This is a genomic window from Kordia zhangzhouensis, assembly GCF_001005305.1.
GTDB classification, from domain to species: Bacteria; Bacteroidota; Bacteroidia; order Flavobacteriales; family Flavobacteriaceae; genus Kordia; species Kordia zhangzhouensis.
In genome coordinates this window covers 1-25,016 of the sequence record NZ_LBMH01000007.1, presented here as the reverse complement: position 1 = coordinate 25,016, position 25,016 = coordinate 1, and the positions used below count along the sequence as shown (strand labels likewise).

Genomic DNA, 25,016 nt, shown 5'->3' with positions numbered 1-25,016 from the left:
AATTCGGAAACAGCTTTTTAGTTTTTATAGAAAACCGGTATTTCTAGCTTGTTCTAATAACGATTCATCTCCTTTTTTCTCTACATCAAATACCTCTTTCAAATGACGTTTGCGTTTTTCAATTGCAGCAAGCGAGAGCGGAATGTATTCTGTTAAGTTTTTTGTTTTTATACCTTTTGATAAATGGAAAAGAATATTTCTATCAATATCATCCAAAACGACTTCGTTAATAATTCGTGTTCGTAGTAGTTTAGTTACGGTATGACTGTAATATGGCGGATCGGTAAGAACAACTTGAAAAGCTCGCATTAATTCATCAGAAGTAACATCACTCTTAACCAAAAAACCATCAGGATTGATATTTTTAAGAATGTTATGAATTCTAAAATTATTATTGAACATTGTCAAGATTACTACTTTAGTGTCGGGAAGTAATTCTTTTACTTTTATTCCTAAATCTTCTCCAGAAATAATTTTTCCATCACTTGAAGGAGGTAGTTTTATATCTAAAAAAACAACATCGTAAGGTGTGCCTGTCGATGCATTTTTAATTTTTGCATATGCACCATCACAACTATCTGAAGTATCAATTCGGAGTTTCATTTCGTCTGAATTGATTCCTAGCAAGGCATTTTTATAGCCTTCAATAATCATTGGATGATCATCTACAATAAGTACTCTAATATCTTTCATTTCGTTAGGTTAAGTTCTACGCCATTGGAACGTCAATAGTGACTGAAGTTCCTTTACCTTGAACTGAGTTGATAGTGAATTGTCCGTGAAGTAAGGTTACGCGTGATTTCATGTTTTTTAATCCAATACCGTTACTTCTTTTTTCTTGGTCAAAACCGATACCATCATCTTTAATTGTTAAAAGAATACGATTTTCGTGTTTTTTAAAATCTAATATTACATTTTCTGCTTGCGCATACTTATTTATATTTTGAACAGACTCTTGAATAATACGATAAATATTGATTTTGATATGCCCAGGAATGTCTGTCCAGACAATTCTATCATCATCTTCAATCTGGTATTTAAAGTTAGTTATTTTAGATTGTTCTTCCAAAAGATTTGCAATCATTGTACTATAACTCGTCGTTTTGTCGAAATTATCCAATCCAAGCTCATGAGATATATTTCTTACTTCTTCTTCAATGCTTTGTAACTCATTGATATACTGCTCTCTTATTTTTTTGGAATTGGAATCATCCTTGCCATTCAAACTTCCTAAACTTAATCGCGTTCCAAATAACCTTCCTAAAATACCATCATGAAGCTCTAAAGATATTCGTTCTTTTTCACGTTTTCGCCCTTCTTCAATTTTATCTTGTTGATCAATCATCAAGTTATAGATCTCTTCATTGGCACGTTGTTGCTGTTGCTCCATTTCCAGTTCTTTATTACGTGTTCGCTGCTGCGTGATGATATAAATAAGAAAACCAAAAAATATAATTGCAGTAGAAACAGCTACAATCCATGTATTTTGGATACTTAATCTTTCATTCTGAGTTTTCACTTCTTCGGTTTCAAACTTAATTCTAGCAAATTTATTTCGAATGCTTCGTTCATATTTTACCAAACTATCATTTACTCTTATATATTCATTTAAATGGGAAGAAGCATTTTCAGGTTCAATTTCAGCAAGTAATTTATAAGATACTAGCAAGTCTCTAAATGCATTTGTTTTTTTAGCTAAAATCATTGCTTCATTAGTGAGTTCAAGTCCTTTTAATGTATCTTTTTTAAATAAATAGTATTCGGCTAAATGTAATTTGTTGATTATTATACCTGCAGAAATATCAAGACTGTCTCGAATACGTAAAGCTTTGTAAAATAGTTCAGGTAACTCTGTTAGGTCATTTAATTTAAACTTAGAATAGGCTAGGTTATCTGTTAAAGTAGCATATAATCGGGTATTTTTTATAAATAAACTGTCATATTTCAATGCTTCTGTATAATTTTTAACGGCCAATTCGTGATTGCCTTCATTACGATGTACAACTCCAATATTATTTAATGTTGTAGCTTCTTTAATGTTTTTTTCTCCAGATTTTTTTAAATAGAGCAAAGCTTCGTTATGGTATTCTAACGCTTTTTCATACTCTTCTAAGTTGTTGTGAATAATTCCTAAGTTATTGTAGCAACTGTACAAACTACGGTAAGATTTTAATTCTTTAAATATTTCGATTGCTTTGGTAGTTGTGAGTTCACTTCCGGTATAATCTTTAACTTTAATCTGAACTTCAGAAATGTTATACTGTAACTTACCTACATTAAGTAAGTTTCCTAACTTTTGATTGATTTTTCTTGAAGTTTCATAACAAATATATGCACTGTCATTTATTTTATGATACTTATAAAAGGTAGCTAAATCCCAATAGTGTTTTGCTAAGTTAACAGAGTCTTTGATTTTGCGAGAGAAGTTTAAACCAAGCTCATTTATTTTTCTGAAGTTTGCAGAATCTTTTAGTTTTAAAAAACTATTTGAAATTTTGTAGAGATTTTTACTTCTGATAGAATCATAATCAATCAACGAATTTTTCTCTACCGCCAATTTTAAATAATTCCTACGTAGGTAAGTTTCTAAAGTTTTGTCATTAGACTTTTTTATCAGCTCTTGAATAGAATCATTAATAGCAGTATTTTGAGAATACAAGTTTGTAAATGAAACGATTGCTAATAGTAATAATATATATTTTTTTATAAGCATTAGTGATGCTGCATAATTTATTTATTTGTAAAAATAAATAATTTTAAAAAAAGCCTCAAATATTAGTTTATCAGAGGCTCTTTATAGTTTATATGATATTTTATAGTTTAATTGGTAGAAGATGGGCTATCACTTCCTTCTCCTTCAACAACTTCTTCATCGCCACCAGTTCCTGTTACATTTTCAAAAACATTATCGTCTCCTGCATCTGAAATACTGTTTGGCTCACATGCTATAAATCCTAAATTCACTATTAATAATAATACGAATAATCCGAATATTTTTTTCATTTTTTTTAATTTTAATTAAGTTATTTACTAGTTATTGTTTCTTTATTTTGTTACTCATTTTTTCCTAACGTTTTATTCTTCAGCCCTTAAAAAGTACTTTTTTAATCTCATTTTGTAAGTTTTTACCTTACTTTTTTTCGTGTTTACAAATGTTTTATAGATAAAAAAAACATTTATTATTCGTTTTGTTTCAAAACACTACTTGAACTCCTGATTCATAAAAAAATACTATATTTTTTATTTTTTAAAGAGCGTAAAATCAAATTTAAGTAACTGAAAATCAGAGATGTTAATTTTTCGGTTCTATAACTTGATTTCGAGAAATCAAGTTAAAACCAAACTAAAAAAAGAAGGTATGGTTTTTAAGTAAAAAAAGTACGGTAATACAGTACAATCGGTAAGGTGATTATTTTCTTCTGTGTATTTCCTAATTGTTTTAGGATGCGTATCTTCGCATTTCAAATAAAATTTATCATAATGAAAGACGGATTATACGCAAAACTTCATACAACGAAAGGTGAAATCCTTTTAAGTTTAACTTATAAAAGAACGCCAGGAACAGTAGGTAACTTTGTTGCTTTAGCTGAAGGAAATTTAGAAAATAAAGCAAAACCACAAGGAACTCCTTATTATAATGGACTTTCTTTTCATAGAGTAATTCCTGATTTTATGATTCAAGGTGGTTGTCCTTTAGGGACAGGTACTGGAAGTCCTGGATATAATTTTGATGATGAAATTCATCCAACACTCAAACATGATGCTCCAGGAGTTTTATCTATGGCAAATGCTGGACCAGGGACAAATGGAAGCCAGTTCTTTATTACACATGTGCCAACTCCATGGTTGGATGGAAAACACACTGTTTTTGGACATGTAGAAAGTGGACAAGAAGTTGTAGATACTATTTCTCAAGGAGATAAAATTGATAATGTAGAGATCGTAAGAATTGGAGCAGAAGCAGAAGCATTTAATGCTGTTGAACAATTCAGATTATTTAATGGAGCTAAGGCCGAAAGAGAAAAGGCAGCTAAAGAGAAAATGGAGAAAGAAATTGAAGAAATCGCTACTGGTTTTGATAAAACAGAAAGTGGATTGCGTTATAAAATTATTCAAGAAGGAAATGGACCAACGGCTGAAGCAGGAAAAATTGTTTCGGTTCACTACAAAGGAATGTTTCCTGATGGACGTGTTTTTGATTCTTCTTACAGAGCCAACAAACCTATTGAGTTTCCTTTAGGACAAGGAAATGTAATTTCTGGTTGGGATGAAGGTATTGCATTGTTGAAAGTTGGTGATAAAGCTCGCTTTGTAATTCCACCACATTTAGGATACGGAGCTAGAGGAGCAGGAGGCGTTATTCCTCCAAATGCAATGCTTATGTTTGATGTAGAATTAATGGATGTAAAATAATATCTTGAACGCTCTGAAATTTCAGAGCGTTTTTTTTAATTATGAATTTAGAATCACTCAAGTATCCAAAAGGAAAACCCGACATTCCAGAAAATATTACAACGGAGATGATTGCTGATTGGATACAAACTATAGAAGAATTCCCTAATCGTCTTCAACAATTAGTTTCTCATTTGTCAGAGTTTCAATTGGATACAGTATATAGACCAGGTGGCTGGACAATTAGGCAAGTAGTACATCATATTGCCGATAGTCATCTGAATAGTTATATTCGTTTTAAGTGGACACTTACAGAGGAGAAACCTATTATAAAAGCATATTATGAAGATCGTTGGGCAGACATGTTTGATAGTAAGTTTGCGCCAATTTCACTTGCGCTTTCCACAATTAATTCCTTGCATGCTAAATGGGTTTATTTATTAAAAGGATTGTCTGAAACACAATTGAAAAGAATATTTATTCATCCAGAAGGAAGTAAAGAAGTTTGTTTGGTAGAAAATATAGCTATTTATGCTTGGCATTGCAACCATCATTATGCTCATATTGAAAATGTATTGATGCGAAATAATTGGATTAATAAAAATGTAAAGAAATAATTAGTTCTTCCATTTAATATTACAACCAATACTAGGTTTTTGAATTCTACTCATTTGTCTGCCAGAGAGTAACATATCTAAGGCGTACCGAATAGAGTTTCCTGTAACGGGTATTCCGTTGTTTGGACGAGAATCATCTAATTGACCACGATATATAAGTAATAAATCTTCATCAAAAAGATAAAAATCAGGAGTACAAGCAGCATCATATGCTTTGGCAACTTGTTGTGTTTCATCGTACAAATATGGAAAAGGAAAGCCTTCCTGCGCAGCGTTCTCCTTCATTAAATGTGGCGCATCTTCTGGATAATTTTCTATGTCATTACTAGAAATGGCAATAAATTGTATTCCTTTTGACATATAATCATTAGCCAATTTTACAATTCCTTGATTCACATGTTTTACAAATGGACAATGATTACAAATAAACATAATAATAGTTCCGTTTGTTCCGCTATGTTGACGCAAAGAAACCGTAGCGTTTGAAATGGTATCTAGCAAAGAAAAATCAGGAGCTTTGGTTCCAAGAGAAAGCATATTTGAAGGTGTAAGTGCCATTTGATAGTTTGTTTTTTAAGCCATAAATTTACTCAAAAAAATACTATGAGTGATTTACTATGGAGTGATTTTGCAAAAGTAGACATGCGTATTGGAACAATTATGGAAGTCAATGACTTTCCAAAAGCAAGAAAACCAGCATATCAACTTACAATTGATTTTGGCTCAGAAATTGGAATTCGAAAATCATCTGCACAAATTACAAAACGCTATTCAAAAGAAGAATTAGTTGGCAAACAAATAATGGCCGTTGTGAATTTTCCTAAAAAGCAAATTGCTAATTTTTTCTCTGAGTGTTTAGTCATGGGAGCTGTTGATGGGGATGATGTTATTTTAATGGAGCCTTCAGTCCCAATCCCAAACGGTTTAAAAATTTCATAAAAAACACATCACACATAGCGCAGTAGTTACATCATATTTGAAAAGAAAATTGCATTCATCAATAATTTATTAGTCCCGTACCAAAAGGCTCTGAAGTTAGTATTGTCTGTGAAAACAATAACACGTCCGCCACCCATTTGTGCTGTTTGAAAAGGAACACTATTTTTAAGAAGCTCCAAGTTTTCTTCTGAAATATAACCACTTAATAGTGGATTGTTGGTGTACTGAATCGGATTGTTATAGCTTTTATCATTAGGATTAAGAAAAACCGTAGTATTTCGAAACATTGGAAGTTCATCATTTAAATATCCAAAATTTATAGGATGTGAACGATCAATCTTAGTATTGAAAATAGCTCCACCAATAACTTGTGCACCAGTATGATCTCTTCGCTGTTCAAATGAAACATTTTTTGCTTCAATTCCAGTTTTCTTAATATCTAATGAAATAAAATTATTGTTAGTTAAATAACGTACAGTATTTCTGTATCCAATTAGAGTTCCTCCATTTTTAACCCAATCTTTCAGCTTTGTTGTAATATCTTTTGGCAACGAATATGTGTTTGGGATAATAATATGTGTATATGCTGAAAGATTTTTTCTTTCAAAATTACGAGTATCAAGTTTTGTAAGTGAAATTTCATAACGTTGGTCAAATAAATGCCAAATTTCTCCCGCATCATATGAGGTAATATTGTCGCCAATTAGCATGGCTACTTTGCTGTTTTTAATAGCTTTAAAATTATTACTTCCTAAGTCTATACCTTCTGTTAAGCCAGAACTAACACTTGTAATGGTTATATGACTTTCGTTGGCAATTTCTGTTAAAAACGTACGTAATTCTTTTGCATTCAACTGTTGATTTTGAACTGGAATCATAATGGTTCCATACTCATAACGTTTTCCTTCCAAAGTAAACGGTTTCATAGCCACTTTAGCACGCAACCCTTTTGCTTTAATTTTGGCTAGCGCTTTGGGAGAGTAATATTCATTCCACTCAAATAAATAAGCATAATCTCCAGCACCTATTACATCTCCTCTAGGAATTTTTAATTCCGTAATAACATCGCCTGCATTAGAAAGAGAACTTAAATTATCATAGGAAAGGTTGAACGCCAATGGTAGTGTCCATGCAGAAATATCGTAAAATAAGCTATCTTGAAACTTTGTTCGTTTCTCAAAAATGGCAGTAATTAACCTACTTTGACGCTGGTCAACAGGAACAATATAACTACTTCCTTTTGCATACGTTTTTCCGTTTTGTGTAAAATCATTTTTCAACGCATGTACAGTAATTTTGTGTCGTTGTAGCATTTCAGCTAAATGATATGTTTTTGCCGCATCTTTTTCGTCACCAAAAACAATAGCACGTATTTTTGAATTGTTAGCTTCTTTTTGTGCACTACTGTAGAATTGTTGTTGGTATCGTAAAATATCTGTCCGCATATTTTTAGCAGCTTCTAGCGTAGACAATGCCGCTGTGAATTGATTTCGAATAGCAAAAGGGAATGTCAACAAACCATTTTCAGTTTCCTGAACATGCCCACGAGCACTTCCTTGTTCAAATAAAATCCCTATACTTCCATTAATATCGGGAAACGTAGAACCTTTTCCATAATAAAAATCATCAAAACTTTCCTCTGTATAATAAAAAGAGCCTAGTTTATCAAAAGCTTTTGCGTGATACGTAGCAATTTCTTTTGTCAAATCTTGGTTCATTTTTGGTGTTAAAGGATGTGTACGTGACGGAATACCAGGTTGAAAAAAGAATGAAGAATTAGAGCCCATTTCATGATGATCGGTCAAAATATTAGGCATCCATTGATGAAATGTATTAATACGTGCTCTCGATTCAGGTAATTGTACAGGGAGCCAATCTCTATTCATGTCAAACCAATAATGATTTGTACGTCCTTGTGGCCATGATTCAGTATATTCTCTGTCTTGCGGATCGCTGATTAAATGCTCACTTTTATGCATATTAACCCAACTTGCAAATCGTTGCAACCCATCAGGATTAAAAGAAGGATCCAATAAAATGATTGTATTATTCAATAAATTATCCATTTGTGATCCTTCTGCAGCAGCCAAATAATAGGCGAGAAGCAAAGCAGCATTACTACCGCTAGCTTCGTTTCCATGAATAGAAAATCCTTGATATACTACAATTGGCATATTAGAAACATCTATATTTTGTCCGTTAGACTCTGTTAACGATACATGTTCTTTCTGAATTTTCTCAATGTTTTGATGATTCTCGGGAGCTGTTATAGTAAGTAATAGTAATGGTCTATCTTCAAAAGTTTTTCCTCGATCTTGAATTGTGATACGATCTGAACTCGCAGCGAGTGTTTTCATATACATCACTAACTTATCATGTGTTACGTGCCATTTTCCAACTTCATGACCAATGACACTTTTAGGCGTGGGAATATTTTTATTGTATGTTACATTTTGAGGTAAATAGTACGAAAACATGTCCTTTTCCTGCGCAGCACTTAAAAAAGCGATTAGAAAACAACATACAAAAAAATACTTTTTCATAATACTAGGTTTGTTGATTATATAAACAAAAATCAGTTTTTTATATAGTAAATCAAAACGCTAAGACCGTATTTTCCATTATACATCCAAAAATGTAGGATTAAACCGTAAGAAAACCTAATATACATTTGTTAAGTTTAGAGGTATAATCTTAAAAATAATAATTATGAAAAGAAGTAAAATAAATTATGTAGTTATTGTGCTACTTATAAGTGCGTTTGGGACTTGCTTTATAAGTTGTACAAAGGAAGATGAAGTATTCTCAGAAGAATCTAATTCTGTTGAAGATCAAACGTCTTATCTACTGAAAGATCAAGGAGTAAAAGATGCTATTGAATGTATGGGATTTCAATCTAAAAATGTATGGGTGTTTGCAAATCATTATGTAGTTGAAGATGATATTGTAGTAACCAAAGAAACTGTAGCTGCTAATGATTGCGGAAAGCAAACAGCTGTAGCTTCCAACTTAACTATAACTATTGGAAACTCAGCAAATATCAGTTATTTCATTCATCCAAGTGTTGTTGCGATGAATAATGGAGCTAATTGGGAAACTGCTATTAGAACTGCGGCTGCTGATTGGACAGGAATAGCAAATTCAACAATCAATCTTCAAGAGGTTTTTAATGAAAATGCAGCAGAGTTAATTATCTATGGAGATAATTCTGCAGCAGCTCCAGCAACCCATAGAAACTTACCTGCAAATGTATGGGCAAGAGCTTCTTTTCCAGCTAACGGAAATGTAGGAAATGTAATGTCAATCAATGATGTTCCTCCAAGCAATGCACTTACGCAGAATGGTCGAATTAGTATTCTTAGACATGAATTGGGGCATTGTTTAGGATTTCATCATTCACATATTGGAGATTCTAGTACTACAACCATTTTATGTAACACTAATCTTAATGATCCTACTTCGGTAATGATTGCTTCTTTTAATGGAGCAGGAACATTAAATATCAATGCAAATGACCAAAGAGCAGCTAGGGCACTCTATCCAGCATTCGGAAATCAATTTCCAACACTTTCAGTGACATCAGGAAATTATGATAGAAGAAGAGGAACTAAAGGAATTCATGTTACCATGACTAATGATAATGGAATGGATTGGCACAGAATACAAATACAACGTGTAGATTCTAATGGTACACCATACGGAAATAGTATAGAGCAATGTGCTCCACTACAAGGGCAAGCACTACATCGTCAATTTACATCAAATTTTTCTAGAGTTCGTATAACTTTTATAAATCATGGAGAAGATGCGATGAGTATAACTACCATTTATAATAATTTATAAAGAAGTAAAACGAATTGTCTCCTTTTTAATTTTATAATTATGAAAACATAGAGATTATAGTATATTTGCAGCACTAAAATTTGAACTGTCACATGAAAGCTGGAATTGTAGGATTGCCAAACGTTGGAAAATCAACTCTATTTAACTGTTTATCAAATGCGAAAGCGCAAAGTGCAAACTTTCCTTTTTGTACCATTGAGCCTAATTTGGGTGTTGTAAATGTACCTGATCCAAGATTGGAAAAATTAGAAGAATTGGTAAATCCACAAAGAGTAATTCCTGCTACCGTAGAAATTGTTGACATTGCAGGATTAGTTCGAGGAGCTAGCAAAGGAGAAGGTTTAGGAAATCAATTCTTAGGCAATATTCGTGAGTGTCATGCTATTATGCATGTGTTACGCTGTTTTGATAATGACAATATTGTACACGTAGACGGAAGTGTAGACCCAATTCGTGATAAAGAAACGATTGATATTGAGTTGCAATTAAAAGACTTGGAAACGGTAGAAAAACGTTTAGAAAAAGTTAAGAGAGCAGCCAAAACAGGAAACAAAGAAGCGCAAAAAGAGCAAGCTACACTTGAAAAGTTTAAAAATGCTTTAGAACAAGGAATTTCAGCGAGAGCAGTTGAAATATCTGATGACGAGGTTGAATTAATGAAAGGTTTTCAATTGCTCACTGCAAAACCAATTCTCTATGTATGTAATGTAGATGAAGCTTCTGCTAAAACAGGAAACGCTTATGTGGAAAAGGTTCGCGAAGCAGTAAAAGATGAAGATGCAGAAATTATTGTACTAGCAGTAGGAACAGAAGCAGACATAGCAGAATTAGAAGATTATGAAGAACGTCAACTATTCTTAGAAGATATCGGATTGGAAGAACCTGGAGTGTCACGATTAATTCGTGCTGCATACAAATTATTAGAACTACAAACGTATTTTACTGCTGGAGAAAAAGAAGTACGAGCTTGGACTATTCCTATTGGAGCTACGGCACCTCAGGCAGCAGGAGTAATTCATACAGACTTTGAAAAAGGATTTATTCGTGCAGAAGTAATCAGATACAATGATTATGTTCAATATGGTACAGAGAATAAAGTAAAAGAAGCTGGTAAACTGTCAGTTGAAGGAAAAACCTATATTGTAAACGATGGTGATGTAATGCATTTCCTATTTAATGTTTAAAAAAGTTACGATAAAACATTAAGATTTTTATAATATAACAGTAACGATTTAGCTACATTCTGTTTGTAATTTAGCATGGTAATCAAAAAAATATTATTACCATGAAAAAACTATCGTATGTACTAATTGCTGTACTATTTGTATTTACTGCAAATGTAAAAGCACAAGAGTTACAAAAAAACAACCTACAAAACACTACTGATGTTGCTGTAGCTTCAGAAATGTTATCAGAAGCTGTTAGCGCAAAGAAAGTTACACAAACATTTGATGTTCGTATTGAACTAGTGGATGAGCGTTCTGGACAACCTGTAGATCCTAGAACATTACCGGGATATGCAGCTAGAAACTTAGATACTAACCAATTGTATTATCCTGGCTATTACGATTATAATGAATTTTATGATTTGCCAGCAGGAACGTATCGTTTCGATTCGTACGATGGGTACTTTGATGGCTCTTCAAGTGAAGTTGTTACACTAAGTTCAAGTTTAGAAGGAAACGACGGTTTCATTGTCGTAACACTTCGTTACTGGTCTGAATAAAACATTGCAAAAGGCGTATTTATAAGAATACGCCTTTTTTAATATTCAAATATTTCTTACAACCAATAAAATTACCACTATCATGAAAAAAATTACTCTAGTAGTAAGTGCATTTGTATTTCTTTTCATATCAAATATAAGCGCACAGCAATCTGTTATTAATGATTTAGACGAAGTTTTTGATTCGGCGGAAGTAATTCGTATAGAAGCAAAAAGAACGAAAGCTGCTTTAAAAACATTAACCGTTGATTATTTAGTAAATAACAATCCCAATCCAGATGTAACTACCTATTTACAACTTATGGATGTAAGTATGGAAGTTGTTGAAGAATATAGTGATGAAGTAAACTATTACATCGGACGAGCAGCACAAGGAAATAGCAACATTGATCCGAGTAGTATTCAAAGTAAAGCTTCTACAATAGAAGGAAATGAAGACTATGTACGAATCAAAAGTGCTGCATTAAAAACGGCTATAGAACAAGGAAATACAAACCAAGCTCGTGGGCTTATCAGTGAAATTCGAGGTTTATTAAATACGCAAATTGCTTTAGCGAAAGAAATAAAAATAGAAGCAACCAATTTAAAATCTTTAGCAGTAACATACAATGTACGTATTGAATTAGTAGATGAGCGTTCTGGCGCTTCTGTTCCAGCAGGAACGCTACCAGGATATGCAGCAAGCAATCAAGATACGGGAGAAATCTTTTACACAGACTATTACAACTATGATACATTTTTAAACTTACCAGTAGGAACGTATCGTTTTGATGCCTATGATGGTTATTTTGATGGCGCATCAAGCGCAATAGTAACTTTAGATCAAAGTTTAGTTGGAAACGATGGATTTATCGTTGTAACGTTACGTTATTGGTCAGAATAAGTGAATCTAAAAATATACCTAACAAGAAAAGCGCAATATTTATACAGATATTGCGCTTTTTGTTGATTATTTTCAACGGTTCGGGTTTTATTTTTTGAATGTAAATAGTATATTAGCATCCAACCCTAATAGCACTTCAATCAATGACACAAGACTCACAATATACCGAAGAAAATATACGTTCACTCGACTGGCGCGAACACATCCGTATGCGACCTGGAATGTATATCGGAAAATTGGGAGATGGCTCATCCGCAGATGATGGAATCTATATTCTGTTAAAAGAAGTTTTAGATAACTCTATTGACGAATATGTGATGGGCGCAGGAAAAACAATTGAAGTATCCATTCAAGGAACAAAAGTAATTGTACGCGATTACGGTCGTGGAATTCCACTAGGAAAAGTAGTTGACGTCGTTTCTAAAATGAATACTGGTGGAAAGTATGACTCAAGAGCTTTTAAAAAATCTGTGGGATTAAATGGAGTTGGTACAAAAGCCGTAAATGCACTTTCTACATATTTTAGAGTAGAATCAACTCGTGATGGAAAATCAAGTTCAGCAGAATTTGAATCTGGAGAACTAACAGGGAAAGAATTTTTGGAAGAAACCTCACGTCGACGCGGAACCAAAGTTACCTTCATTCCTGACGAAACCATCTTTAAAAACTATAAATTCAGAACAGAATATGTTGCAAAAATGTTACGCAACTATGTATATCTGAATCCAGGACTAACGATTATTTTTAATGGAGAAAAATTCTTCTCAGAAAATGGTCTTAAAGATCTCTTAGAGGACAATAACAATCAAGAAGATATGCTATATCCTATCATTCACCTTAAAGGAGATGATATTGAAATAGCACTCACACACAGTAAAACTCAGTATAGCGAAGAGTATCATTCGTTTGTTAACGGACAACATACTACGCAAGGAGGAACACATCAAGCTGCGTTTCGTGAAGCTATCGTAAAAACTATTCGTGACTTTTATGGAAAAGGTTACGAGGCATCAGATATTCGTAAATCAATCATTTCTGCAATCAGTATCAAAGTAATGGAACCTGTGTTTGAGTCACAAACCAAAACCAAATTAGGTTCAACAGAAATGGGAGGCGATTTGCCAACAGTACGTACGTATGTTAATGATTTTATAGGAAAGTATTTAGATAACTATCTTCATAAAAATCCTGACACCGCAGAAAAATTGCAACGTAAAATTTTGCAAGCGGAGCGCGAACGTAAAGAATTATCTGGAATTCGTAAATTAGCTAAAGAGCGTGCTAAAAAAGCAAGTTTGCACAATAAAAAACTCCGCGATTGTCGTATTCATTTAGGAGATGTTAAAAAAGACAGACGACTCGAAACGACGCTATTTATTACTGAGGGAGATTCCGCTTCGGGATCAATTACAAAATCTCGTGATGTAAACACTCAAGCGGTATTCAGCTTGCGAGGAAAGCCACTAAACTCGTATTCAATGTCTAAGAAAATTGTGTACGAAAATGAAGAATTCAATCTATTACAAGCCGCATTAAACATAGAAGAATCTATGGAAGATTTGCGCTATAACAATATTGTAATTGCAACAGATGCCGATGTAGATGGAATGCATATTCGTTTATTACTCATCACATTCTTCTTACAATTTTTCCCAGAATTAATTAAAGAAGGACATTTATATATATTGCAAACACCATTATTTAGAGTTCGAAACAAAAAAGAAACTATATACTGCTACAGCGAAGCAGAAAAACTAGCCGCCATACAAAAGTTATCTGGAAAGCCTGAAATTACACGATTCAAAGGATTAGGAGAAATTTCTCCTGACGAATTCAAACATTTTATTGGAGACGACATCCGTTTAGATCCTGTAATGCTTGACAGAGAAACGTCCATAGAAGAATTATTGCAATTCTATATGGGGAAAAACACACCTGACCGGCAAGACTTTATTATTAACAATCTTAAAGTTGAACTTGATTTGGTGGAAGATAAATAGGTTACAATATGCGGTTTAGCAACTCAAAATCAAAAAAGTGGGTGCCGTTCTTCTACTTTTTTTTAGGAATAAGTAGTCTGTTAGTCATACTTTACTTATTTCTTTTTCAAGAAGATTCAAATCAAAAACATTTATGGTATAGTATCCCTATACTTTTATTGTCTTTGATGTTGATTTTTTATAGTACGGCAAAATATTTTGAATTTGACAGTGACGGAAACGTGCTTACTTTTATAAATAAAGGACTATTTGTGTCTCATTTTATCAATTATCGTGAGCATAGAGCAGAATTTCCTAAAGAAAAACTGCATCGATTCCGTGTTAAAAACTATGTATTTTTAAGTTTTTTATACATTTATGTCAAGTCCAAAACAAATCACATAAAAAGAGTACGATTCAACATTTCTCTGCTAAGCAGAAATAAAACAAGAATTTTAAAACGATCACTTGAAAAAGTCATAAAGCATAACAACGAAATTTCTTAATGGAAGAACATAACGAAGATTTGCACGCAAACGATCAGCAAGAAGAACATACGACACAAGATACTATAACTAAAGTTACAGGCATGTACAAAGACTGGTTTTTGGATTATGCCTCTTATGTAATTTTAGAGAGAGCTGTCCCTGCTATTGAAGATGGCTTTAAGCCTGTTCAACGTCGTATCATGCACTCTATGAAAGACCTAGATGATGGTCGTTATAACAAAGTGGCTAACATTGTAGGACATACCATGCAATACCATCCGCACGGAGATGCAAGTATTGCAGATGCAATGGTACAAATTGGGCAAAAAGACTTATTGATTGATACGCAAGGAAACTGGGGAAACATTCTTACCGGTGATAGAGCCGCAGCTTCACGTTATATTGAAGCTCGTTTATCAAAGTTTGCGCTAGATGTTGTGTACAGTCCTAAAATTACAGAATGGCAACTATCATATGATGGTCGTAAAAACGAACCTGTAAATCTTCCTGTTAAATTTCCATTATTATTAGCCCAAGGAGCTGAAGGAATCGCAGTAGGACTTTCTACAAAAATTTTGCCTCATAACTTTATTGAATTGATTGATGCATCAATCAAACACCTGCAAGGGAAGCGTTTTCAAATTTATCCTGACTTTCCTACTGCAGGAATTATGGATGTTAGCAATTACAATGATGGACTCCGTGGTGGAAAAGTACGTGTTCGAGCAAAAATATCGCAATTAGACAAAAATACGCTAGTCATTACTGAAATTCCTTATGGAACCAATACAACAACGTTGATTGAATCAATCCTTAAAGCAAATGACAAAGGAAAGATTAAAATCAAAAAAATTGAAGACAATACGGCTGCAGATGTTGAAATTTTAGTGCATTTACCAAACAATATATCTCCTGATAAAACGATTGACGCACTATATGCATTTACCAATTGTGAAAGTTCTATTTCGCCTTTAGGATGTATCATTTATGATAACAAACCACTCTTTATTGGTGTTTCTGAAATGTTGCGCCGTTCAACAGATCATACCGTAGATCTTTTAAAAGCAGAGTTAGAAATTCAATTAGCTGAATTACAAGAGCAGTGGCACTTTGCTTCATTGGAACGAATTTTCATTGAAAATAGAATCTATCGCGAAATAGAGGAAGAAGAAACTTGGGAAGGTGTTATCAATGCTATTGATGAAGGCCTAAAACCACATATTACGCATCTAAAACGAGAAGTAACGGTTGAAGATATTACACGACTAACGGAAATACGTATTAAACGTATCTCTAAATTTGATATTGACAAAGCTCAACAAAAAATTGAAGCTTTAGAAGACAGTATAGCAGAAGTAAATCATCATCTAGACAATCTTATTGAATATGCAATTTCTTATTTTACACGTCTTAAAACACAATATGGACCAGGAAAAGAGCGCAATACAGAAATTAGAATCTTTGACGATGTAGATGCGAAAAAAGTGGTCATTCGCAACACCAAACTCTATGTAAATAGAGAAGAAGGTTTTGTTGGAACTTCTCTTAGAAAAGATGAATACGTTACTGATTGTTCAGACATTGACGATATTATTGTATTTACTCGTGAAGGAAAAATGCAAGTAACACGTGTAGATGCAAAAACATTCATTGGAAAAAACATCATTCATGTAGCCATTTTCAAGAAAAAAGACAAGCGTACCATTTACAACATGATTTATCGTGACGGAAAAGGTGGTGCGAGCTACATGAAGCGTTTTGCCGTAACAAGTGTAACTCGTGACAAAGAATATGATTTAACTCAAGAAAAAAAAGGATCAATGATTACCTACTTTTCGGCCAATCCGAATGGAGAAGCAGAAGTTGTTACCATTTTACTACGCCAAGCAGGAAGTATTAAAAAACTAAAATGGGATTTAGATTTTGCAGATTTGGCAATCAAAGGTCGGGCAGTAAAAGGAAACATAGTAACCAAGTATGCTGTTAAACGTATAGAATTAAAAGAAAAAGGAATATCTACACTCAAACCACGAAAAATATGGTTTGATGATACTGTACAACGTTTAAATACTGATGGTAGAGGCGAGCTTTTAGGAGCGTTTAAAGGCGAAGACCGATTGTTGATAATCAATCAAAAAGGAGAAGTGAAAACGATTCTTCCTGAACTAACGACTCATTTTGATGATGACATGATTATTTTGGAAAAATGGAATCCAAAAAAACCAATTTCTGCAATTTATTATGATGGCGAAAAAGAACGCTACTATGTAAAACGTTTCTTGGTAGAAAGCCCTTCAAAAGTTGAACAATTTATTACAGATCATCCAAAATCGCATCTGGAATTGGCTATGACTGATTGGCGTCCGATGGCAGAAGTGGTCTTTTACAAACAACGCGGAAAAGATCAAAAACCAAACTTAGAAGTTAACTTGGAAGAATTTATTGCAGTGAAAGGAATCAAAGCACTTGGAAACCAATTAACAACAGATAAAGTTCGCCAAATTAATATTTTAGAATCATTACCTTACGAAGAAGAAAAAGAAGTTCCTGCAGAAGATATGGAAGTTGTAGATGAGGAAACCATCGATGTTAAAAAAGAGAATGAGACATCCAATAATGGACAAATGGGCTTGTTTAATGAGGAATAATAAACAATACTTTAACACAAGTGTAAGTATATAAAAAATACAAACTAGAGTATAAAAAGATAGCGTCAATTCGGTTGAATTGGCGCTTTTTTTTGTAATTCTACGTTTAAAACAGAAGCTCACAACGAAAAACTAAGCATTTTTAGGATAACAAATAATCAATTCAAAAAAGTAAATTAACTCACCGTCAATGCATTAAAAAAAATGTCAACCTTTACTAAAATGTGTTAACCTTTGTCGGGACTTGCAAATGCTTACAATACATTTCCTACATTGACTCATAATCGGCGGAATCTGAAAAGCCTTTAATAGAGTAGGAATTATCAAAAAACAAACAGTATGTTACACAAAATTTCAACAATCAAGAATGCAGAAATGTTATCTAAAGAAACACAAGCAAAAATCAATGGAGGCGTGATGATCTATTGTGATAGAGATTCAGATTGTCCTCCAAATTGGGCTTGTAGTGCCGCAGGATTCTGTTGTCCAGATCATTACTAAACACTGTAAATAGTTTTAGGATTTTAAAAGCGTCAATTTGGTTGAATTGGCGCTTTTTTAATTATATTATTCAGTTATTATATATCAAAAAACCACGTAGAAATCCCTATTGTCTTTCCATAGTGAGATTAGTAGCTTTGTCTTAAACCTTAACCAACCCAAAATACAATTCGTATGAGTTACTTATCATTTCATCCAGGAAATCGTTCGTCCGACAAAGGCAAAAAAGTGAAAAGTTCAGTTCGTCGCGCTTTTTCTGATTGGATTATTGAAAATTATGGTGAAGATTATAAAGAAACACTTCAAAAACAACGCAGAAAAACAGAAAGCATCGGATTGCTTAAAGAACGTATAGTAGACGTTTCAACAACAGAAGAACCAAAACCATTAGTGGGTATTATTGGAGGCGGATTTGCAGGGATGTATGCTGGACTAATTTTGCAATCACTTGGTATAGAATTTGAAATTTTTGAAGCTTCAAATCGTGTAGGAGGCCGTATTGATACTTGGTATTCTCCTAAGTATGATGCAGAAAGTAAAGAAAACAAAGGATTGTATGGGGAAGTAGGAGGTATGCGCATTCCGCAATTCTCAGACGATATGTTGCCTGTACAGCATTTAGCATTATCATTAAATTATGTATTAGAACGTAATGGATTGAAAGATCAATTACTCAGATGGCGAAAATTCTATTACAACTCTGAATATCAACGCTTACGATATAACAATATGAAAGCACCCATTTTAGCAAAAGATGCTTCTACGAACTCGCTAAACTTTGGAGTTCAACAAGGAGGTGATTTACCGGAAGTTTGGGTAACAGAAAAGGTTGATAAAAACGGAAATAAATATTTGCCTATCAATGTAATTTTAGACAAAGTTAATGGTCCTTTTTTGGAGGCGATTGACAAATCGTTTGAAACAGGTTTTGCGAAGCTGATGCGTTATGATAACTACTCTATGTGGGCCTATTTGACCAATGTATTTACGTTGGCAGACTTGGAAGAATATTACGACCCTAAGATGGGCGCGCCTTGTGAAAACCTTTCGTATAATGTAGCAAGTTATTTAGAAACTGTGAATGTTGGAACTGGAATGTACAGTGTTTCTTTTGTTGAAATGGTAATTGCGGTATATGACTGGGATGGTAGTAAAAATTCGTATGATTATTCCGATCCAAACATTTATATGATTACGATGGATAAAGGAATGCAGCATTTTCCAGATACTTGTCGTACCGTACTCAATCTTAAAAAAGGAGTTACGATGAACGACGGACAAGTTGCGCAAGAGCTTATTGGAATGGAAAAAGGCAAAAATGATGCCTATGGGTATTCTCCACCAAACTTAACGAAAGACGCAGAACCGCCAACATCTGTTCCAAAAGCAGAACCAAAACATGAAGCGAATACTTCTTATGATCCTTCCGAAGAAAAGAAACGTGTTCATATGAATCATAAAGTCTCACAAGCTGTATATGACGCATCATTATTTGATAATAAAGGCGGAATGCGATTAACAATTGAGCATCAAAAAGAAGATGGAACGGTTAATGAATTGACACGAGAATACGCATATGTAATCAGTACATTGCCAAACGGAGCCTATCTTAACGGACAAAAACATGCTAACTTTTTTGAAAACCTATCATTTGCTAAAACACGGGCTTTACGCGAATGTAACTATATGCCAGCTTTTAAAGCGTTCATAACATTCAATAAACAATTTTGGAAAAATTTAGGAGAACGTCAATACGAAACAGGGTTGGGTGTTTCTGCAAGTGATCGCGCTAATAGACAAATTGTATATCCTTCGTATGGATATGATGCAGAAAAAGGTGTATTACAAATTTATTGCTGGGCTCAAGATGCCGAGCGTATGGGAACATTGACTGATGAAGAGCGTGTTAATGAATGCTTGAAAGGAATTCAATTTATGTACCCTGAAATAGATATTTATGAACATTTTGCAGGATATACTAATGGTGTAACCACAAAAACATGGTATTGGGACAATCATGCGGGTGGTGGTGCTTTTGCATTATTCAACCCAGGACAATTTAAAAATCTATATCCAACATTGCTAACTCCTGAATTTGATGGAGCATTAAATATAGCAGGAGAGTGTTGCTCTGTTCATCATGGATGGATTGTAGGAGCTTTAGATTCTGCGTATAATGCGGTCAATAATATTTTAGAGCAGATGAACGCAACAAAACACATTGTTAAAATGAAAGCGACATGGGGTGTGTTAACAGCTCCCGATGTTGCCGTAAAAAAATGACATATATATCAGTACTACTAACAACTATATATTTTCTTTACAAAAGGAAGGTCTTTTACGACTTTCCTTTTGGTTTTTACATACCTAAATGATTATATTTGAGAAACTTCCCTTACTCATTAATAGCCAATTAATACTAACGAACCATATAAACTACACATCATGCAAGAAGATTTTATTCCGTTTCAAAACATAGGGTTATGTTTTAGTGGTGGCGGTTATCGTGCTACCTTTTTTTCTCTAGGAGTGGTTTCTTATTATGATAAGATTCACTATTTAGGAAAACCATTACTAGAAAATGTTGAAGCTATTAGTACCGTAAGTGGTGGAACTTTATTTGGAGTTGCATTTGCAAAAGCTTCTCAACAAGAAAATTTTAACTTTCAAGAATTTTTTACACAATTCTATAATGATTTCAAACCTACTTATGACATGTTATTGTCGACAGCAATTGAAAAATTAGGGAATGATAAAGTCTGGAAAGAAAATCCACATAAAAAGCGTTCATTAATCAATGCTTTTGCGCTTACCTATGCAGATATGGAAATCTACAAAGGAAGCTTTGATATGTTTTTAGACAAAGAGAAGTTAAAGAATTTGAAATATGTATGTTTTAACTCTACTGAATTTTCGTTTGGTTTAGCTTTTCGTTTTCAAAATTGTGGATTATTTGGAAACAAACCGTTAAGTAGTAAACATTTAAACGATTTAGAAGGGCAATTGCAGCTAGGCGATATAGTAGCTTCCTCTTCTTGTTTTCCATTGGGATTTGAGCCCTTAACTTTTCCTGATGATTATATTAAAAACCAACAAACAACGGCGTACAAATCTGTTAAAAGTTTAGAACGTTTTGCTGATGGAGTTGGAATTATGGATGGAGGAATTGCTGACAATCAAGGAATTGGAAGTATGATTAATATTAGTGAAGCTCGTAAGCGTGATGATGAACTAAAAAAAGAACTAGACTTGATAGTAGTAAATGATGTAGGAAGTTTTAAAATGAACCCGTGGCAACCAGAAGCAAAAGCCAAAAACGAAAGTGCAAGTATCAAAAGTACAATTTCTAAAATCATGAGTTTTGTCAAAATAAAACCGCTATATATCATCGTTCTTGTGGTAGGTATTTTGTTGATGGTTCTCAATTCTATGGAAATAGTTAAAGGCAAATCTTGGACTGCTTTATATATTTTAGGAGGAATTATAACTGGTATTGGACTGTTACTTACGGTACTTGGGTTACTCGCAACGGTAGCCAAAGGATTTGGCATACGCTCAATCAAGTCACTATTTACCAAAAATGTTCCGCCGCCATTGGTAGATGATGTATTAAGCTTTGGGAAATTAAGTATTGGACTTGTTCAACGAATGCTTACAGAACGTATCTCTTCTACGGTAATCATGGTGAATGATATTTTTTTAAAACAAGTAAGACGTTTAAATTATAAGTTACTGTATTCAAATTCAGAACTACGACACAAAGTCATTACAGCAACAGTATATGAACTAAATGGTGAAAAAACAGCTTATAGTAAATCTTTTAGCTATAACAGAAATATCAAGCCTGCACCAAGTACAATCCTAAAAAATGTAGGGCTTACAGCTTCAGAAACACCTACAACACTATGGTGGGATGAAACCGACATTCAAAAAGACCGAATGGATACACTCATTGCCTGTGGTCAATTTACCTCATGCTATAAATTGATGGATTATATATTAAAACTAAAGAAAAACAAAAAAATAAAACTTTCTGAAGAGCAAACTACTGCAATAGATGCATTATATGATGCATTATTAGAAGATTGGAAAGCGTTCAATGAAAATCCGTTATTTTATGTAGAAACATTGAAAAAAGCATAATAAATACGTACAAAAGACACAAATAAGGTTGTCTATACAACTTGTGACTGTCATACTCTAACTTAACAAGATTCTCATAGTACTTCAAATCAATGCTTTGAGTTTTAAACTAAGTTCACGACTACACAATCATAAAGCTGTAAAGACAATCTTTTTTTATATAAATATTTTAAAAAAATGTAAAAGAGAGGTGATTTAAGTGAATCACTTAACTATTGTAAGGTAAAATCATAAAGTTTTCCAAAAAGAGTCAGCTACATTTGTTATAAATGATTCAAATTTTACCCGATCTAATGCAATTATATAACAAATAGATATACGGATTTAACAAATTATATATAGCATTGCCCCAAAAAATCGGGTGATTTTTTAATCAATTTATAGCCTCTGGAATATACATTTTGCCCCAAATGTGTGTTTCAAAAAAAATAAAACTGTTTTTCGGATTATTCTTCCCAAAATAATCTATGAACTTAACCTAATTATTAAAAAAATGAAGAAAACTTTACAATTCTTTGTGCTATGCTTTCTTGCGTCTTATTTACAAGCACAAACACCAGGCGTGTCTATGTACTACCAACAAACTACAGGCGACACTAGAAATTACATTGAATACATACCAGGAAATTTACCAATTATCATTTCCGCTCCGCATGGAGGTGTATTACAATCAGGACAAACAATAGGAGGAATTTTTTATCCAGACAATGATAGTTCATTACCTGATAGAAATTGCGGTACAAACGAGCGAGATGATAATACAGAAATTCTAGTTCGTGAAATACAAAAAGAAATATTTCAACTTACGGGTTGTTATGCTCATGTAATCATAAACAATTTGCATCGATCCAAACTAGATCCTAATAGAGAGATAAATGAAGCTACCTGTGGAAACGCAAATGCAGCAGACCATTGGAATGCATTCCATAATTTTATAGATCAAGCAAGTGCCTCTGTTGAAGCCAATTGGGGAAAAGGATTGTACATTGATCTTCACGGGCAAAGCCACTCTATTCCTCGGATTGAAGCAGGATACAATATAACAGCAAATGAGTTGAATGTGGCAGACTTAAACGCCTCGAATATTATTAACAAATCGACAATCAGACATTTAGTTAGTAGTAATTTAAACAATTTAACACACGAAGAGCTCATTAGAGGAAATACAAGTCTTGGAGAAATGTTTCAATCTGCTTCAGGTACGTTTTATGCTAGTTTGGGGTATCCTGGTTGCAATAGTACAAGTGGATATAGGGCAGTTCCTAGTGCAACCAATAATGGAGATGGAAGTTGCGATGATACAAAACCTAACAATAATGCTTATTTTGATGGAGATTATTACAACAACAGACGCCATGGTTCTGGAAATGGAGCCAATGACGGACGTGGTGGTGCAGGAAGAATCGATGGAATTATGACAGAAGTAAACCGCCGTGTACGCGATTTAGGTACGTATAATGGACAAGTGTATGACAACAGACCGCAAACTCTAGTGCCTTTTGCAAAAGATTATGCCGCAGTTGTACTCAACTTTATCAACACACACTACAATGATTTTGCCAAATTCTCATATATGGCAAGTACTTATGCCATCAATGGATCAAATCCAACACCAGTTGTTATTGGCGTAAGCAATGGTTTATTTTCAGCTCCTTCAGGAATAGCACTCAATCCTACAACAGGAGAAATTGATGTGGCAAATTCTATTTCAGGAACATATGAAGTTACTTATGCTGTAGGTACATGTGGTTACTTTAAAACATCACAAACTATCAAAATTGTTAATGATATTTCTCAAGATACCGAAGCGCCAACAGTTCCTTTAGATTTGGTTGCAAATAATACCTCAGAGAGTTCAACAGACCTTTCATGGACAGCTTCTACAGACAATGTAGACGTTATTGGATATAATTTATATCAAAATGGAAATTTAAGAGAATCTTTACCAGAATCGATGGCGTATGTAGTTTCAGGCTTATCTCCCAATACAACTTATACATTTAGTATCACTGCTGTAGATGCTGCCGGAAACGAATCAGCAATGAGTAATGAGGTAACAATAACAACTGGTCAAGACCTCGTATTGATTTATTGTAACTCAGTAAGTTCTAATGTGACAGACGAATACATTAGCAATGTTCAAATTGGAGATATTAACAATGCTTCAGATGCTCAATTTTATTCTGATTTTACAAATATAACAACCGATTTGACGAAAAATGCACAATATACAATAACCGTAACACCAACTTGGACAGGTTCAGCATACGATGAAGCTTATGCAGCTTGGATTGATTACAATAAAGATGGAGATTTTGACGATCCTGGAGAGCAGGTATGGACGCAATCAGCAACACAGACGACTCCTGTTAGTGGTACATTTACAATTCCAACGGCAATCCCTAATGGAGTTACTCGAATGCGAGTTTCTATGAAATACAACGAAATTCCATTGCCCTGCGAAACATTTACTTATGGGGAAGTAGAAGATTATACTGTGCGAATTGTTTCAGCAGAACCAGATACATTAAAACCAGTTATTACCTTACTTGGAGATAATCCAATAACATTACCTATAAACACAACATATACAGATGCAGGGGCAACAGCATTTGATAATATAGATGGAGATATCACAAATGCCATTCAGGTAACTGGATCGGTAGATGCAACAACAGCAGGGACTTACACACTATTCTATAATGTCTCTGATGCGGCTGGAAATGAAGCCAACGAGGTAACTCGAACAGTTCATGTAGTTATTCCTGTTGATGATGTTCCTCCTACAATCACTTTAAATGGAGACACAATCATTAATCTAAATGTGGGAGATATTTATGTAGAAGCAGGCGCTACA

18 protein-coding genes are annotated in these 25,016 nt (G+C 33.7%); 13 read left to right on the top strand and 5 right to left on the bottom strand.

What is annotated here, in order from left to right; all coding sequences use genetic code 11:
• Positions 1 to 24: 24 nt before the first annotated feature.
• The 3 genes from AA088_RS11965 to AA088_RS11955 all read right to left on the bottom strand — a co-directional run bounded on the left by AA088_RS11965 (position 25) and on the right by AA088_RS11955 (position 3,003).
• Entirely contained in the window at positions 25 to 693 is a 669-nt protein-coding gene (locus AA088_RS11965) for a response regulator (RefSeq protein ID WP_046745250.1), read from the bottom strand.
• A gap of 16 nt (positions 694 to 709) precedes the next feature.
• Positions 710 to 2,713 carry a tetratricopeptide repeat-containing sensor histidine kinase gene (locus tag AA088_RS11960; RefSeq protein WP_052752884.1) on the bottom strand — a complete coding sequence of 668 codons (2,004 nt, stop codon included), beginning with the start codon at positions 2,711 to 2,713 and terminating at the stop codon, positions 710 to 712.
• Between the two features lie 107 nt (positions 2,714 to 2,820).
• The gene (locus AA088_RS11955; protein ID WP_046745249.1) at positions 2,821 to 3,003 is read right to left on the bottom strand and encodes a hypothetical protein; all 183 of its coding nucleotides are present in this window, start codon (positions 3,001 to 3,003) and stop codon (positions 2,821 to 2,823) included.
• Positions 3,004 to 3,480: 477 nt separating this feature from the next.
• Here AA088_RS11955 and AA088_RS11950 point away from each other — a divergent pair, with 477 nt between their 5' ends.
• Positions 3,481 to 4,413: a peptidylprolyl isomerase gene (locus AA088_RS11950; protein WP_046745377.1), complete on the top strand. Its 933-nt coding sequence runs from the start codon at positions 3,481 to 3,483 to the stop codon at positions 4,411 to 4,413.
• Between the two features lie 41 nt (positions 4,414 to 4,454).
• Positions 4,455 to 5,009 carry a YfiT family bacillithiol transferase gene (locus tag AA088_RS11945; protein ID WP_046745248.1) on the top strand — a complete coding sequence of 185 codons (555 nt, stop codon included), beginning with the start codon at positions 4,455 to 4,457 and terminating at the stop codon, positions 5,007 to 5,009.
• On the opposite strand, the gene AA088_RS11940 is transcribed toward AA088_RS11945, so the two are convergent.
• Positions 5,010 to 5,567, bottom strand: a complete 558-nt coding sequence (locus AA088_RS11940) for a thioredoxin family protein (protein ID WP_046745247.1) — start codon at positions 5,565 to 5,567, stop codon at positions 5,010 to 5,012.
• Between the two features lie 45 nt (positions 5,568 to 5,612).
• Between AA088_RS11940 and AA088_RS11935 the strand changes: the two genes are divergently transcribed.
• Positions 5,613 to 5,948: a tRNA-binding protein gene (locus AA088_RS11935; RefSeq protein WP_046745246.1), complete on the top strand. Its 336-nt coding sequence runs from the start codon at positions 5,613 to 5,615 to the stop codon at positions 5,946 to 5,948.
• A 26-nt stretch (positions 5,949 to 5,974) separates the two neighbouring features.
• On the opposite strand, the gene AA088_RS11930 is transcribed toward AA088_RS11935, so the two are convergent.
• A complete protein-coding gene (locus AA088_RS11930; RefSeq protein ID WP_046745245.1) occupies positions 5,975 to 8,491 on the bottom strand; it encodes a M14 family metallopeptidase in 2,517 nt (838 codons plus the stop codon).
• Positions 8,492 to 8,657: 166 nt separating this feature from the next.
• Between AA088_RS11930 and AA088_RS11925 the strand changes: the two genes are divergently transcribed.
• From AA088_RS11925 to AA088_RS18675, 10 genes are all read left to right on the top strand, one after another.
• The gene (locus tag AA088_RS11925) at positions 8,658 to 9,791 is read left to right on the top strand and encodes a M57 family metalloprotease (RefSeq protein WP_046745244.1); all 1,134 of its coding nucleotides are present in this window, start codon (positions 8,658 to 8,660) and stop codon (positions 9,789 to 9,791) included.
• A 92-nt stretch (positions 9,792 to 9,883) separates the two neighbouring features.
• The gene (ychF, locus tag AA088_RS11920; protein ID WP_046745243.1) at positions 9,884 to 10,975 is read left to right on the top strand and encodes a redox-regulated ATPase YchF; all 1,092 of its coding nucleotides are present in this window, start codon (positions 9,884 to 9,886) and stop codon (positions 10,973 to 10,975) included.
• A gap of 101 nt (positions 10,976 to 11,076) precedes the next feature.
• Entirely contained in the window at positions 11,077 to 11,517 is a 441-nt protein-coding gene (locus AA088_RS11915) for a hypothetical protein (RefSeq protein ID WP_046745242.1), read from the top strand.
• Between the two features lie 82 nt (positions 11,518 to 11,599).
• Positions 11,600 to 12,400 carry a hypothetical protein gene (locus tag AA088_RS11910; RefSeq protein ID WP_046745241.1) on the top strand — a complete coding sequence of 267 codons (801 nt, stop codon included), beginning with the start codon at positions 11,600 to 11,602 and terminating at the stop codon, positions 12,398 to 12,400.
• A 143-nt stretch (positions 12,401 to 12,543) separates the two neighbouring features.
• A complete protein-coding gene (locus AA088_RS11905) occupies positions 12,544 to 14,400 on the top strand; it encodes a DNA topoisomerase IV subunit B (RefSeq protein WP_046745240.1) in 1,857 nt (618 codons plus the stop codon).
• Between the two features lie 484 nt (positions 14,401 to 14,884).
• Entirely contained in the window at positions 14,885 to 17,515 is a 2,631-nt protein-coding gene (locus AA088_RS11895) for a DNA gyrase/topoisomerase IV subunit A (protein ID WP_046745239.1), read from the top strand.
• Positions 17,516 to 17,854: 339 nt separating this feature from the next.
• Positions 17,855 to 18,016: a hypothetical protein gene (locus AA088_RS18365; RefSeq protein ID WP_157547183.1), complete on the top strand. Its 162-nt coding sequence runs from the start codon at positions 17,855 to 17,857 to the stop codon at positions 18,014 to 18,016.
• 174 nt (positions 18,017 to 18,190) lie between these two features.
• Positions 18,191 to 20,299, top strand: coding sequence for a flavin monoamine oxidase family protein (locus tag AA088_RS11890; protein ID WP_046745238.1), 2,109 nt, complete (start codon positions 18,191 to 18,193; stop codon positions 20,297 to 20,299).
• 162 nt (positions 20,300 to 20,461) lie between these two features.
• Entirely contained in the window at positions 20,462 to 22,159 is a 1,698-nt protein-coding gene (locus AA088_RS11885) for a patatin-like phospholipase family protein (RefSeq protein WP_046745237.1), read from the top strand.
• Between the two features lie 493 nt (positions 22,160 to 22,652).
• Positions 22,653 to 25,016, top strand: a 2,364-nt coding sequence (locus tag AA088_RS18675) for an immunoglobulin-like domain-containing protein (protein WP_157547182.1), incomplete at its 3' end; no start/stop codon positions are given.